The organism is Arthrobacter sp. P1_H7, from assembly GCF_056405215.1.
The window spans coordinates 74,295-88,178 of record NZ_JBFUCO010000018.1; the positions used below are offsets into that span (position 1 = coordinate 74,295).

At 66.1% G+C, this 13,884-nt stretch carries 15 protein-coding genes; 4 read left to right on the top strand and 11 right to left on the bottom strand.

Translation table 11 applies throughout. From position 1 onward, the window contains the following. Positions 1-273: 273 nt before the first annotated feature. The gene (locus AC1DXI_RS17660; protein WP_476939687.1) at positions 274-1,461 is read left to right on the top strand and encodes a sigma-70 family RNA polymerase sigma factor; all 1,188 of its coding nucleotides are present in this window, start codon (positions 274-276) and stop codon (positions 1,459-1,461) included. On the opposite strand, the gene AC1DXI_RS17665 is transcribed toward AC1DXI_RS17660, so the two are convergent. The 6 genes from AC1DXI_RS17665 to AC1DXI_RS17690 form a co-directional block, all read right to left on the bottom strand. After that, the gene (locus AC1DXI_RS17665; protein WP_476939688.1) at positions 1,364-2,725 is read right to left on the bottom strand and encodes an MFS transporter; all 1,362 of its coding nucleotides are present in this window, start codon (positions 2,723-2,725) and stop codon (positions 1,364-1,366) included. The genes AC1DXI_RS17660 and AC1DXI_RS17665 overlap by 98 nt on opposite strands. A 204-nt stretch (positions 2,726-2,929) precedes the next feature. Beyond that, on the bottom strand, positions 2,930-3,532 hold the full coding sequence (locus tag AC1DXI_RS17670) for a class I SAM-dependent methyltransferase (protein WP_476939689.1): 603 nt from the start codon (positions 3,530-3,532) through the stop codon (positions 2,930-2,932). An 84-nt stretch (positions 3,533-3,616) separates the two neighbouring features. After that, a complete protein-coding gene (locus AC1DXI_RS17675) occupies positions 3,617-4,384 on the bottom strand; it encodes an amino acid ABC transporter ATP-binding protein (protein ID WP_018773900.1) in 768 nt (255 codons plus the stop codon). After that, the gene (locus tag AC1DXI_RS17680; protein ID WP_476939690.1) at positions 4,381-5,400 is read right to left on the bottom strand and encodes an amino acid ABC transporter permease; all 1,020 of its coding nucleotides are present in this window, start codon (positions 5,398-5,400) and stop codon (positions 4,381-4,383) included. The genes AC1DXI_RS17675 and AC1DXI_RS17680 overlap by 4 nt, the downstream gene beginning before the upstream one ends. 6 nt (positions 5,401-5,406) lie before the next feature. Beyond that, positions 5,407-6,309, bottom strand: coding sequence for an ABC transporter substrate-binding protein (locus tag AC1DXI_RS17685; protein WP_476939691.1), 903 nt, complete (start codon positions 6,307-6,309; stop codon positions 5,407-5,409). A gap of 78 nt (positions 6,310-6,387) precedes the next feature. Then, positions 6,388-7,662, bottom strand: a complete 1,275-nt coding sequence (locus tag AC1DXI_RS17690) for an alpha-hydroxy acid oxidase (RefSeq protein ID WP_476939692.1) — start codon at positions 7,660-7,662, stop codon at positions 6,388-6,390. Between the two features lie 107 nt (positions 7,663-7,769). On the opposite strand from AC1DXI_RS17690, the gene AC1DXI_RS17695 reads away from it, so the two are divergent. Beyond that, positions 7,770-9,425, top strand: a complete 1,656-nt coding sequence (locus tag AC1DXI_RS17695) for a PucR family transcriptional regulator (protein ID WP_476939693.1) — start codon at positions 7,770-7,772, stop codon at positions 9,423-9,425. Between the two features lie 37 nt (positions 9,426-9,462). On the opposite strand, the gene AC1DXI_RS17700 is transcribed toward AC1DXI_RS17695, so the two are convergent. From AC1DXI_RS17700 to AC1DXI_RS17710, 3 genes are all read right to left on the bottom strand, one after another. Next, a complete protein-coding gene (locus AC1DXI_RS17700; protein WP_476939694.1) occupies positions 9,463-10,839 on the bottom strand; it encodes a diacylglycerol/lipid kinase family protein in 1,377 nt (458 codons plus the stop codon). Between the two features lie 69 nt (positions 10,840-10,908). Beyond that, positions 10,909-11,244 carry a cupin domain-containing protein gene (locus AC1DXI_RS17705; RefSeq protein WP_476939695.1) on the bottom strand — a complete coding sequence of 112 codons (336 nt, stop codon included), beginning with the start codon at positions 11,242-11,244 and terminating at the stop codon, positions 10,909-10,911. 133 nt (positions 11,245-11,377) lie between these two features. Continuing rightward, the gene (locus AC1DXI_RS17710; RefSeq protein WP_043436330.1) at positions 11,378-11,695 is read right to left on the bottom strand and encodes an acylphosphatase; all 318 of its coding nucleotides are present in this window, start codon (positions 11,693-11,695) and stop codon (positions 11,378-11,380) included. A 230-nt stretch (positions 11,696-11,925) separates the two neighbouring features. Between AC1DXI_RS17710 and AC1DXI_RS17715 the strand changes: the two genes are divergently transcribed. Then, positions 11,926-12,201: a YegP family protein gene (locus AC1DXI_RS17715; RefSeq protein ID WP_476939696.1), complete on the top strand. Its 276-nt coding sequence runs from the start codon at positions 11,926-11,928 to the stop codon at positions 12,199-12,201. Between the two features lie 20 nt (positions 12,202-12,221). Here AC1DXI_RS17715 and AC1DXI_RS17720 read toward each other — a convergent pair whose 3' ends face one another. Next, on the bottom strand, positions 12,222-12,713 hold the full coding sequence (locus AC1DXI_RS17720) for a hypothetical protein (RefSeq protein WP_476939697.1): 492 nt from the start codon (positions 12,711-12,713) through the stop codon (positions 12,222-12,224). A gap of 88 nt (positions 12,714-12,801) precedes the next feature. On the opposite strand from AC1DXI_RS17720, the gene AC1DXI_RS17725 reads away from it, so the two are divergent. Continuing rightward, complete coding sequence (locus tag AC1DXI_RS17725) at positions 12,802-12,966, top strand: hypothetical protein (RefSeq protein ID WP_476939698.1); 165 nt, start codon at positions 12,802-12,804, stop codon at positions 12,964-12,966. 194 nt (positions 12,967-13,160) lie between these two features. Here AC1DXI_RS17725 and AC1DXI_RS17730 read toward each other — a convergent pair whose 3' ends face one another. Further along, complete coding sequence (locus tag AC1DXI_RS17730; RefSeq protein ID WP_476939699.1) at positions 13,161-13,847, bottom strand: hypothetical protein; 687 nt, start codon at positions 13,845-13,847, stop codon at positions 13,161-13,163. Positions 13,848-13,884: the final 37 nt, after the last annotated feature.

The window sequence follows — 13,884 nt, forward strand, 5'->3', positions numbered from 1 at the left end:
ATTTAGATCCCCCCAGCGTACGTAGTGCGCCTGCCGGACGCGCAGACGCCCGCCAGACTGCCCGTTTCGGGCAGCGCCGGCTTTGGGAAGCAGTGTGAAAAAGCAGTGTGAAACGGGCAAATCAACCCGTTAAGGCAGAAGATATTCCGGGGTTTCAAGGCTGTCAAGATGCGTTGGCTACCGCTTTTGCAGGTCTAGCCCATCCCCCCGAATATTGTCACACCGGCCACGTAGTCTGCCTTCACGAGCATGAACCGTCCGGCACGGGATGACATGGCTGACCCAATCCACGAGGCAATCGGCAGGGCACCTTCCCTGCCCGCGGCAGGTGCTTGGGTCCCCGAAGCGTCCGATCCAAATGACCCTGGCGCGCCGGAACAACTGGCAGCCGGCGGCGGTGTCACCGACGACGCCGCCTCTGACTACCTGCGCCGGCTGGGCCAATACGATTTGCTCACCGCCGAGCAGGAAGTGGAACTGGCGCAAGAAATCGAGGCGGGCCTTTTCGCGGAACGGCTCTTGGCGGATGGCACATCGCGGCCCGGCCAGGACACAGCTGACCTTCGGACCATCGTCGCGTTGGGCAAGCGTGCCGCCGACGCGCTGCTCCACGCCAACCTCCGGCTCGTAGTGTCGATCGCCAAGCACTGCACCCACCGGGGCCTCGACTTTCAGGACCTCATCCAGGAAGGAAACCTGGGACTGCTCAAAGCAGTCTGCAGGTTCGACTTCACCATGGGTTTCAGATTCTCCACCCACGCCACCTTGTTCATCCGCGGCGGCATCCTCAGGGCGCTGGCTGAACAGGCACGCCTCATCCGGCTGCCGGGGAACGTTGTCGACCAACTGCAGAAGATGCGGTCAGCGCAACGGACGGCCGCCATGACAGGGACCGTCTGCAATAGAGAAGATCTCAGCCAACTGACCGGAATTCCGATCGGGAAGGTTGAGTGTCTGCTTTCCGTGGACCGGCCGGTTTGTTCCTTGGACTCGTGGGTGCCCGACGGCAAGGGCGGGACCGAAGCCCTGGCCGAACAGCTGTTGGATTCCTCCGACCTGGACGCAACCGATGCGCTCTTCCATCAACAGATGAAGGCTCAGGTATATGCCGTGCTCGGCACGCTCGAGGCCCGGGAAGCCCGGGTCATCGCGATGCGCTTCGGTATCACGGGCGGGGCAGGGAAATCCCTGGACGCCGTCGCGAAAGCGTTCGGCATGACCCGGGAACGCGTCCGCCAGATTGAGGTCACCGCGATGGAGAAGCTCAAACACCCGTCCCGGTCCGACGCCCTGCGGCAGTTTCAGTTGGACTGTCAGGGCCTATCCGGCGGGGAGACGTCGTTGGCGCCCGCAGCGCCGGACCTCAGCCCCGCCGCTCCCGCCACCGCAGCGACACCGCAAACACCACCGCGCCCAGCCCCAGCATCACGAACACCATCAGCCCCCAGTTCGCCTGGGTGACCCCGCTGCCGTAGAAGATGCCGATCAGCACGGTGGCCCTGATCGCGCCCAGGTAGCGGCAGGTCTGGAAGATCCCGGCGGCCACCCCGCGCTCCTCCGGCCGGGTGGAGACGTACATGCCCTGGCTCGAGGCAATGGCGACCACGCAGTACGGCACACCCAGCAGCGCGGTCAGCGCGAGCACCAGCGGGACGGCCAGGGACACCGTCAGCAGCCACATGGCCGCCGACGCGACGAGGAGCAGCACGACGCCGGCGATCAGCACCCGCCGCACGCCGAACCGGTCGATCGCGCGGACCGCGAACGGCGTCCCGACCACGGAGATCGCGGCGAGCGGCAGCATCAGCAGGCCCACGACGCCGGGATTGTAGCCACCCGCGGTCTGCAGCAGCTGCGGCAGCCCGAAGAACGCGAAGTAGTAGACGCCGTTGAACAGTGCGAAGCCCAAGTAGACCAGCAGCAGCGGCCGGTTGCGGCCCAGCAGCCGCAGATCCAGGAAGGGCGGGCTGAACCGCAGCTCCCGCCACGCGAACAGCGCCGCGAGGACCAGCCCGCCGCCAAGCAGCCACCAGCGGTAGGCGGGCAGCACATTCAGCATCGCCATCATCACCAGCACCAGGGCGCCGATGAAGGCCCCAATCCCGGGCAGGTCCGAGTCGCGCAGAAGCTCCGACACCCGACCGCGTTCCCGGACACCGTCGGCGGGGGCAAAGCGCCGGACCACGACGATCGCCAGGAGCGAGAGCGGGACGTTGATCAGGAACAGCGCCTGCCATCCGACCAGGCTCACCAGCAGGCCGCCGACCACGGGCCCGACGGCGGCCGCCGAGGTGTTCGCCATCTGGATCCGGCCCAGCGGCCGGGTGGACTTCACGTTCGCCTCCCGCGCAAGCGCGGCGACCATGACGACGGCGCTCGGGTACGCCGTCGCGGTGCCGAGGGCCATGAAGGCGCGGGCCACGCAGAGCAGCGCGAAGTTCGGCGCAAAGGGCGCGAGCGCACAGGTCACTGCCACCAGGGCCATGCCCAGCAGGAACAGCCGCCGCGGGCCGAAGCGGTCCGCGAGCCGGCCCATCAGCGGCTGGCCGGCCGCGGAGGTGAGGTAGAACGCCGTGATCACCCAGGTGACCGTGGCGACGTCGAGCCCGAAGTCCTCGCGCAGCACCACCAGGGCGACGGCGATCATCGAGGAATTCAACGGGTTCAGCGACGTGCCGAGGCTGAGTCCGGCGACGGCCAGGCCTGCACGGGGAGAGTTGCTCACGGCAACAGTCTGTCCTACGACGCCGGCCGAAATCGAACCAGACGACTCATGCCGCCGTGGCGGACCGGTTGGTGCGTCACGCCGGGCACACTTTGGCCCCCACGCCATCCTGAAATCTATGGAAACCGCCGATGAGTACGCGCCCCGGACTGGAAAGTATGCCCTGTGTGACGACTCGGGCCAGGATCTGGCCGGGCTCCGGCGTCAGGGTTTCCGGGCGATGACGTCGAAAATGTGCCAGTGCTTGGGACCGCGGAAGGATTGGCCGTCGGCGTCGTAGACCTCGAACGTGAGGATATCCAGCCCCTTGAACAAGGTCCTGGCCTCGGCTTCGGTGTGGAAGTTCCATTCGGTAATGGCGGCCCAGGAGTCGCGCTCGCCGAACAGATTCACGGCAATGACGCCGGAAGGGCCCAGCGCCCCCAGCAGCATCCGCCAAACACGGACGAAGTTTTCCGGATGAACGAAGGGCAGCGAATAGCTGGCCAGGATGAGCCCCGCCTCCGGGAGCGGTGGAAGGTCCTCGAAAGGGCTTAGCTCGACGTCCAATTGTTCGGCGAGCGCGGCGGGCACAGCTACGAGCAGCTGGTCCCGGGTGTCCGGCTGTGAATCGACGGCGAGGACCCGCCAGCCGCCGTCGAGTAGCGCCAGTGTTTCCTTGCCCGCGCCGCAGCCCAGATCGATGGCACGGCGGCCGTTCCCCGGACCGGCGACGGCCATGGCGTCGAGGCACAGCGTGCGCACCCCTCGGGTTGCCTGGGCGGCGTTGTAGTCCGCACAGATCTTGCTGTCCTCGAGTCCCTCCACGGATTCAGTGTTGCACCGGCGCGGCGGTGAAGCCATCGCCGCCGGAGAGGCCACGGCGCACCGCCGCGCGGTCAGCCCGCGATGTCACAGCACCTTGGAAAGGAACGCCTTGGTCCGGTCGTGCTGCGGATCGTTCAGGATCTGGCGGGGAGCCCCGGCCTCCACCACCACGCCGTCGTCCATGAAGACCAGGGTGTCGGCCACCTCGCGGGCGAACCCCATCTCGTGGGTCACCACAATCATGGTCATGCCGCTCTTGGCCAGTCCCTTCATGACATCGAGGACCTCGCCCACCAGCTCCGGGTCCAGGGCACTGGTCGGTTCGTCGAAGAGCATCAGCTTGGGGTCCATGGCCAAGGCACGGGCAATGGCCACGCGCTGCTGCTGGCCGCCCGAAAGGTGCGCCGGGTAGGCGTCGCCCTTGTCCCCCAGCCCCACGCGCTCCAGCAGTTCCATGGCCCTTGCCGTGGCAGCGGCCTTGGAAATCTTCTTCACCCGCATGGGCGCAAGAATGATGTTCTCCACCGCGGTCAGGTGCGGGAACAGGTTGAACCGCTGGAAGACCATTCCGATTTCCTGGCGCTGGAAAGCGGCTTCCTTGAGCTTGAGTTCGTAGAGCTTCTCGCCTTTTTGACGGTAGCCCACCAGCTGCCCATCGACCGAAAGCCTTCCGCCGTCAACCACCTCCAAGTGGTTGATACACCGCAGGAACGTCGACTTGCCCGAGCCGCTGGGCCCCACGATGCAGAGGACTTCCCCGGGATCGACCTCCAGGCTGATACCGCGCAGGACCCTGTTGGATCCGAAATTCTTGGAAACCTTCTCCGCAAGAACCATTGGCACGCCCGTCATCCCTTACCTCCAAAATCTGTGCCGAGCGGTGTACCCGGCGCGCCAGGTCCGGCCGTCGGCGCCGGTTCGGGCGCGGCGGGTGCTTTGCCTGACTTGATCCGTCCGGTTCCGCGCGAGAACCGCTTTTCTATGAAGTGCTGCCCGACCATCAGGACGGAGGTGAAGAGCAGGTACCAGAGCGAGGCCACAATCAGCAGCGGGACGGGAGTGAACGTCACGGCTGAAATGCCCCGGGACACCCCGTAGAGGTCGATGCTCAATGGGATCGCGGCCACCAGGGAGGTGGTCTTGAGCATTGAAATCACTTCGTTGCCCGTCGGCGGAATGATGATTTTCATGGCCTGCGGAACCACGACATACCGCATGGTCTGGCCCCAGGACATGGCCAGGGCCGTGGAAGCCTCCGCCTGGCCCTCGTCCACGGACAACAGGCCGGCACGCACGATTTCAGACATGTAGGCGGCCTCGTTCAAGGCCAGCCCGATCACGGCGGTGATGAACAGGTTTGTGAAGACCTCGTTCGGGACGGTGACCCACGGCGTCGTGAACGGAATCCCCAGCGTGAACACCGGGTAGATCAGGGCCACGATGCCCCAGAACACCAACTGCACATAGACAGGGGTTCCGCGGAAGATCCAGATGTACAGCCAGGCAACGCTCTTGAGCACCGGATTTGGTGAGAGCCGCATGATGGCCAGCAGCAGGCCGATGACGATCGCGCCAATCATCGAGTAGATGGTCAGCCACAACGTTACCCACGCGGCCTGGCTGATCCGGCGGTCAAAAATGTACTTGCCCACATCCGGCCAGCCATAGTCCGAGCGCTGGGCAGCGTCCAGGACAAAGACTGCCAGCCCAAGCAGCAGAACCACGGCAATCACGATCCGCCACGGATGCCGCAGCGGGATCGCGACTATCGCCTCTGCCGGCGAGTTGTCCGTGTCCTGTCCGCCCCGGGTCCGAGGCTTCCTGTCAGGTTCCGACTCAATCATCCGGTCGGATTCCGGCTCGCTCATTTGCTATCACCCTTTGGCTGCCACGTTGAGAGCTGCTGTCTTGACGCCACCGGATTCGACGCCCCACTTGGACAGGATCTTGTTGTACGTGCCGTCGTCGATCAGAGCCTGCAACGCCTTCTGCAGGACCGGGGTAAATTCGCTCCCCTTGGCCACGGGCATCCCATACGGCGCCACCTCAAAGGCGTCGCCGGCGGTCTGCAGCTTGTCCTTGGTCTTGGAGATCGCATACAGAGTCACGGGAGAGTCGGCGCTCATCGCATCGACCTGCCCCACCACGAGGGCGTTGGTTGCCTGGTCCTGCGCGTCGTACTTGAAAATGGTGATGGCCGGCTTGCCTGCATCCGTGCACGCCTTCGACTTGGCCGGCACCTCATGCGTGTCCTCATACGTGGTGGCCTGGACGGCGACCTTAAGCCCGCACGCGTTGTTCGGGTCCACATTCTTGCCCTTGGGGGAAGCCCACTGGATGCCGGCCGAGTAGTAATTCACGAAATCCACCTGCTTTTCGCGTTCCAGCGTGTCGGAGAACGACGACATTCCCATGTCATCTTTCCCTGCCTTCACGGCCGGCAGAATGTTATCGAAGGTGCCGATATCGAAGTTGACCTTCAACCCCATAACCTTGCCCAGGGCATTGGTGAGGTCCACTGACCAGCCTGCCGGTTCGCCGTTATCGTCCTTGAACTCATTGGGCGGGTAGTTGTTGGCCATGCCGACGTTGAGCACGCCGGCGCTCTTCATTTTTTCCGGGAGCGAGGCGGCAATGGAGTCATTCTTTTGTACGTCGATGGCGTCAGCGGTACCTGATGCCGAGCCGGTAGCGGCGGGTTCGCTGTTGTTGACACAGCCCGAGAGCGAGAGCGCCGTGGCTATGGTCAGAACGGGAAGTAGGTATCGGGTGCGCATGGTTTCCTTAGCTGTTCAGGGATTCTCTAGGCTCCCGCAACGCTGCGGGAGGGCACTGCGTGACTGCTTATTCAGAACTCATGAATTCGTGCTTTCCGACGCTCTCGTCTCAAGAAGCTCTCCGGAATGACGAATGTCCCGAAGAATTTCCCCGCCCCGGGCTTTCAACTCGGAAATGCTGGAGACGCCCACTAACGTCATCGTACGCCGCAGTTCGTCCCCGAAGATGTCAATGATGCGTCCCACGCCCTGCGACCCGGCCGCCACCAGTCCGTACAGGTACGCTCGGCCGATCGAACAGGCATCGGCTCCCAATGCCAGCGCCTTGAGGATGTCGCTCCCCCGGCGGATGCCGGAGTCCACGTAGATCTCGATCGAATCGCCCACCCGCTGCCGCGATTCCTGCAGGACGTCCATGGGGCTCAGCATGTGATCGAGTTGGCGGCCGCCATGATTGCTCAGCTGGACGGCGTCCAGGCCAATACGTGAGGCCTTCGCGACGTCGGCCGGGTTGACGCAGCCCTTGAGCACGATTTTGCCGTGCCAGGCCTGCCGCAGGGCCTCAAGTTCCTTCCAGCCGCTGCTGGCATCCGAGTGGCCCAGGATGTGCTGCCACATGGTCGGGGTCACCACGGAGGAGGAGGCGGGGCTCTGCGGATCCAGGTTCGGGAAGCTGATGCCGTCCGCGCGAAGGAAGTTGATCCACCAGGAAGGGCGCCGGGCGATGTCCGCGATGGTTGACAGCGTGAGCGCGGGCGGGGCGGTGAATCCGTTGTGGAGGTCCCGTTCCCTGGAGCCCAGTGCCCGCGTGTCGACGCCGACAATCAAGGTGTTGAATCCGGCCGCCTTGCAGCGGGCCAGTTTGTTCTTCATCGCCTGGGCGTCGGAAGTGAGCCCGAAGTTGAACCAGCGGTCAAGGGAGGGATGGTGCTCTGCGATGGTTTCCATGGGCACGGTACTCAGCCCTGCCAGCCCATAGGGGATGCGGGCCCGGTCCGCGGCGGCCGCGACGGCCAGTTCGCCCTCGGGATGGAACAGCCGGGTCGCCCCGGTGGGGGTCAAGGTCAGCGGCAGCGCGCTTTCTTTTCCGAGCAGGGTCGTGGTCGTATCGGGTCCGGACACCGGGCCCCAGCTGGGCATGAGGGCCCAGGCATCGAAGACGGCCCGGTTGCGGCGGAGCGTCACCTCGTCTTCGGAACCACCGTCGAGATAGTCGAAAATCCCGGCCGGAAGGACCTTGCGTGCCGCTTTCCGGAATTCCTCGACGTTGTAGGCGCCCGCCAGCACGCGCCGTTGGCGGGACAGGACGGGGGCCTTCACCTGGACGAGTTGCCTGGCTTCGCTGATTTTCAATGACGGCCTTCCGTTGAACTGTCCTGCGTTATGGTTCAGCGTAGGAAATGACGCTCTGCATCACCATGGAGTTATCGACAAATTGAGGGGCCAATCATTAGTAGCGAATGCCAAACCGCATCGTCGGTGTCCCGGTGACGACAGCGGAGGTGGAGACGCACGCGCTGCCCACGCTGGCCGACGTCGCCCGCTCGGCGGGCTCGGAAATCCTCAGCCTCGTGGAAATGCCGTCCGATGACCGGCAGATTGTCGCCGGCTCTGTTCTCTACGACTCGACGGCCCGGGCGGCCAGGTTCCCGGGAGCCGTGGCCCTGGCCATTGGTCTGTCCCTTTCCGGGAAACGCCTGGGCGCAAAAGTGCGGGAGCTCAGCGACGCCGGCTACGTGGCGATCGTGTACAAATCCAACGGCACCTCGGACGAAGTCCTGCGCGCAGCCGCCCGGGACAACGGGATGGCGCTTTTCCGGGCCTCCGACTCGGTGCCCTGGAACCAGCTCGCGGAGATCATGGACGCCGCCGTGGTCCCGCACCGGCAATCGGGGCGGACCCTGGTGGACATCCGGCCCGGGGACCTGTTCGACCTCGCCAACACCGTGGCTGCCCAGGCCGGCGGCGCCATCGCGATCGCCGATCCCGAGCAGACGATCCTGGCGTATTCGACCCTCCCGGACCAGCCCATTGACGAGACGCGCAGGAGTTCCATCCTGAGCCTGCAGGTGCCGCATACGGTGGAAACGGACAACGATTACCGCCGGGTCCATGCCGCCACCGATGCGCTGGATGTGGCCACGCAGGATCCCTCGCTCCGGCGCACGGCCATCGCGATCCGGGCCGGCGACTCCGTTCTGGGCTCGCTCTGGCTCCTTGAACTGGCGGACCACCACAACGAGGACGCCAGCCGGATCCTGCGCGAAGCCGCCAACGTGGCCGCGCTCCACATCCTGCACAAACGCACCACCTACGTCTCGAACCTGACCCGCCAGATCGATCTGGTCCAGCCGCTGCTGTTCGATCCCAAACGCGCCGAACTGGCCGCCATCAGGCTCGGGATCTCGGCGCCGTCGATCCGGGTTGCGGCCCTGGGCATCTGGCCGTCCGAGGCCATCGCGGCCGAAACGCTGCAGTCCCGCCTCCGGCTCTTCGACACCATCCGGACCGCCTGCGCCATCCGGCTGCCCTCAGCTGTCTGCGGGCTCTCGGACAACATCGTGTACATCGTCCTGCCGCAAACCACCGAATCTTCACGCCAATTCCAGCGGACCGCGATTTTGAAAATTGTGCAGAATGCGCGCCGGCTGCTCGCACGCCCGGTCCTGGCCGCGCTCGGCGCCGCGGCGACGATCGACCGGCTCGAGGACTCCAGGGTCAACGCGGAACTGGTCCTGTCCGAACTTGTGCGCAACGTCGCGGAAGGGCGCATCGCCGCCGATTCCGATGACATCGTGGCCGACGACGACTCCCTCGGCTCGCGTCTGCTGCTGCGCCAGTTCGTCTCGGCGCTGACGGCCGCCGGCCAACTCCCCGGGGCGCACGCCCTCAGCATCGCGGCGTACGACGAACAGCACAAGAAATCCTTTGAGGAGACCATCTACGCCTACCTCAGCTGCGGCGGAAACGCGATCGACGCCGCCAAGTCCTTGGATGTGCACGTCAACACGGTCCGGTACCGCTTATCCCGGGTGGAGCCGCTCTTCGGCATAGACTTCGACGACGCCGAAACGCGCCTGCTCGTGTGGCTGCAGTTGTGGGCCCGGCACAACTAGTCGCCGTCGTCCACGCTTCAGGCCAGATCTGCCAAGGCTACGACCCCCCGCCGGCGGGCGGAGGAACGGCGGATGCAGGCGCGGCCAGCGCGGCCGGGTGCCGCCCCCACGCCAACTCGCGGAGCCGCACCCAGTCCAGGGATGGCTGGGCCTGGAGGACGCCCGGCCGGTTCCGCGGGACGAGCACCCGCAGAGCGCCCGGTTCGACGGTGCACCGTACCGGGGTGCTCATCAGCAGAGCCTCGCCGTCAACTCCGACCGGGATCTCGGGCACGTCGGCACTGACAACCACCTGGGCTGCGGTGCCCTGGGTCAGGCCACGCTTCGTCGCGCGACGCAGCAGACCCACCGCTTCGCGGGTGCTGGCCGCAGATATCGCCACCGCACCGAGGACGCCGCGGTCCAGCCGGGTGCGGCGGCCCAGACCGGCGAGGTCGTTGCTGCCATAAGGACCGTTGCTGACCAGGACCGCCTGCGGGCCGTCCACCGTCACACCGTCCGCCTGGGCGCGAAGCCGCGCGCCTTTGTCGCCCCTGATCAGGTCCGGAAGCATCTGCAGCACTGTACCGGCCTTGTCGTCGCGGTACTCCGGGCTCTGCACCACCTCGGCGTACACGCCGAAGGATGCGTTGTTGACGAAGGTGCGGCCGTTAATCTTGCCGAGGTCGACGTGAAGCTCCACCCCGTCCCGGAGGGCATCCAGGCAACCCGTCGGGTCCTCCCGGTTCAGCCCGAGATCCAGGGCGAAGTGGTTGCGGGTACCGGCGCTGATCACCAGGAACGGAAGGTTGTGCTCGGCCGCAATGCCGGCCACCAGCGCTTGAGTGCCGTCACCACCGGCGACGCCGAGCAGATCGGCGCCGCGCTCCACCGCCTGCCGGGCCAACGCATCGACGTCCACGGGTCCCGGACCCTCAAGAAGTGCCACCTCGGCGCCGAGTTCCTCCGCCTTACGCTGCAGATCGAACTTCACCACCTTGCCACCGCCGGACCGCGGATTCATCACCAGAAAGGCGTGCTTCCATGTGGGGGCGGGATACTCGGCCATCGCCGAGCCCTCCCGGGGCTCCCGGAGTGCGGCGCGGGCACAGGCCAGGGCAACAACCACCAGCGCCAGGCTGATCAGGACCTCCAACAGCAGGCCGGCTTGGATTAGCAGGACAACGACCACCAGCGGGGCGAGAACGCCCAGCGCCAGCGCACACCAGCGCACCACACCGCGGCTGATGAGGAACCAGTAGAACGTCGCCACAGTCACCACGACGCCGCCGGCGCTCGTCAGGAGCAGTGCAATGGTGCCTACCAAACCCGCAGCGATCAGGGAGACGGCCACCGCGCAGAGGACCGCGAGATAAGCGGCCCGTGCCCACCACCGCCGGGTTTGTGGGACCTCGTCGAAAGGGATGACAGTCATGTCCTGCTCCTTGCGGTAATCCGGCCCCTATAGTCGCTTCGACCGGTCTCCCCGCCTGCGGCTGTGCCGTCAGGTCTTGATTTTCGCCACGGTCATGAGGATCGCCGAGTCTTCCTCGGCTTCGAGGCTGTGCAGCCCCTCGGGCACGATCAGCAGATCGCCGGTCTTGCCCTGCCAGGATTCGTTGCCGGCCCGCAGGCGCACACAGCCGCGGAGCACAAACACGGTCGCCTCGCCGGGGTTCTGGTGCTCGCTCAGCTGCGTCCCGGCCCTGAACGCCATGACGGTCTGGCGCAGAACTTTCTCATGCCCGCCGAACACCGTGTCCGCTGCCCGTCCGCTCCCTGCCGCCAGGGCAACCGCGATCTGCTGCCTGGCCAGGGCATCGATCGATATTTTCTGCATGGGCCACAGGCTACTCGCCTCAGGCCGCGCTGCCGAGGGTCCTTCGCCCCGGACGGCTTCCGGAACCGCCACCGGACAGCTTCCGGACGGGCCACCGGACGGCTTCCGGACGGGCCGCCGGACAGCTTCAGCCCTAGTACGCCACGTCGAATCCGCCGAACTCCCCCGTCGCGGCCGAGACCGACTCTTCGACGTCCTCCACCCGGCCAGGCGCCTCCGGCGAGCGCAGCCAGCGCCGCAGCTCCAGCACCACGGACTGCGGTCCCTCGGCCACAATGCCCACGGAGCCGTCGGTGTTGTTCCGGACCGTGCCGCTGAGCCCCAGTTCCTCGGCCTTCCGGACCGTCCAGTAGCGGAAGCCGACCGCCTGGACCACACCGGAAACCCGCGCGTTCAGTCGCACGGGCTCGCCGGAATCCGCCGGAAACTGCACAGGATGTTTGCCAGCCATGCTCCCAATGTAGCTCCCCTCCGGGCGCCCGGTTTCGTCCTGCAAAATTCAGTCATGCCTGCCTAGTCTCACCGGCCAGACACCAAGGGACCTTTGCCTCTTTTCACGCGCCGCCCTCCGCGGAAGGCTGGCTACCGGCACTGGAGCGATTTGTCGAAGACCCGGCAACAGCACAAAGAAGTGCTCTTACCCTCCACCGGCGGTCACCACCGCCAGACAAGGACAAGACAATGGCTGGACAGTTCGAAATCTTCACCGACGCGGAATCCAATGTACGGTTCCGGCTTCTCGCCGCCGACGGAACCGTGCTGGCCATTTCCACAGCATTCGACGACAAACGCCAGGCGGCAAACGGCATCATGGCCGTGCGCGAGTGCGCCGGCACCGGGCTGATCCGGGAGGTCAGCAGCAACCCGTGGACCGGGCAGCGCGGCAGCAGGAACGCCCCGCCGACACCTGCGGTCCGCGAACACCGTCATCGCCACCGGCACCTGCCCGCTGTCTAACCCAGCGACGTCTAACCCAGCTACTTCGCCGTTTCCGTGACGGCGCCCGTGGCCGTGCCCTTGTCCGCCGGACGCAGCGACGTGATCATCTTCCGGACGTCCTGGTACTCAGCTGTGGTGGCGTAGAGCTTCGCCTTCTCCAGGTACGGCAGCCCGGGGTCCCCCGGCGTCGCGTTTTTCGCGGGGTCGTACGCCTGGCCGAACAACGCGCCACTGGGCGGCCAGAGGAAGAGCTGGAACATCGGACACGACGTGGTCCCGGTCTCCTCCGGCATCATGGTGATGCCGTACGACGCGTAAGTGGGCGGCGAAGCCTCCGCCGCACTGAAGTCACCCCGGGCCTCGAAGACGTAGCGCGGCGGGCTCTGGTCCGCCGCACCGGGTTCGGCGAGCGCCTGCATCGGCTGGGAGTCGATGAGCAGGTAGGGCTGCTGATCGCCGCATTCGGCGCCCGTCACGATGTTCGTGCGCAGCGCGGCCATCTGCTTCCCGGCGGCGTTCACGACGTCCACGAACTCACCGCCCAGCGGCGCCTCCCCCGCAGGGTCCCTGATCGCCCACGCGGCCGGGTAGTCGAAACTCAGCGTCCCGTCCGACGTCGTGAACGTCCTCCAGCCGGACGACGGCGGGACCGCCGACGTCGTCGGGGTTGCCGCCGCGGTGCTCCCCGGAGCCGTTCCCGATGCCGTGTCCGTGGCTGCCCCCGACGGCGTGGTTCCCTCTGTCCCCTGCGAAGAGTCTCCCGACTGGGTGTTTCCCGACTGATCATTTCCCGACCGAGGGTCGCCGGCAGGCGGGCCTGCGGACGTTGTCTCCGGCGCAGCGCCGGATGTCGCAGGGGGCGCCGCCGGTGACCCGCAGCCGGCCAGCAGCAGGGCCGCGAGCACCAGCGCTGACACAAACGGAGCCAGAACCGTAGCCAGTGTGAGCCGTCGCCCTGCCATGAGCCCGGGCCGGCCCTACTGCCCCGCCGGGCGCAGGGAGGTGATCATCTTCCGGATGTCCTGGTATTCGGAGGTCTCCAGGTAGGCCTCCGGGGTGTCGACAAAGGGCTCGTTGCCCGGGGTGGTGTCGAGGGGGTTATAGACGCCCCCGAACGACGCTCCGCTCGGCGGCCAGGTGAAGAACTGGAAGATCGGGCAGGCATCGGGCCCGGACGGCTTGGGCGCGGAGCTGATGCCGTAGGCCATGACGTTGGCCTTCGCGGGGTCCTTCTCGGCCGGATACAGCCGCAACTCAAAGATGAAGTGCGGCGTGACGCCCTGCTGGTCCAACGCCGGAACGGGCACGAAATCGAGCACCGAGTAGGGGATCCGTTGCGTGCATTCCGCGCCAGGGGCCACGTTGGTCTTCAAGGTGGCGAGCGATTTGCCGCCGGCGTTGAGGACCTCGAGGAACACGCCGCCGGCCGCGGCCTCGGCACCGCGGTCCTTGACGGTCCACTCGGCGGGGTAATCGAACTCGAGCTTCCCGTCCGGGGTCTTGAAGATCTGCCAGTCCGCCGCCGTCGGCACCGGCGTGCCGGGCGCCGACGCACCGCAGGCGCCGAGCAGTCCCGCAACCAAGAAGCCGGTCGATGCTGCCGTGCCAAACGCCGCGAGTCGACGCATGTCACCCTCCCCCTGGGATTCAAGTGGTTCGACCATTGTGGAGCGTTCGTCAGCAAAATCAAGAGGCAAAAGT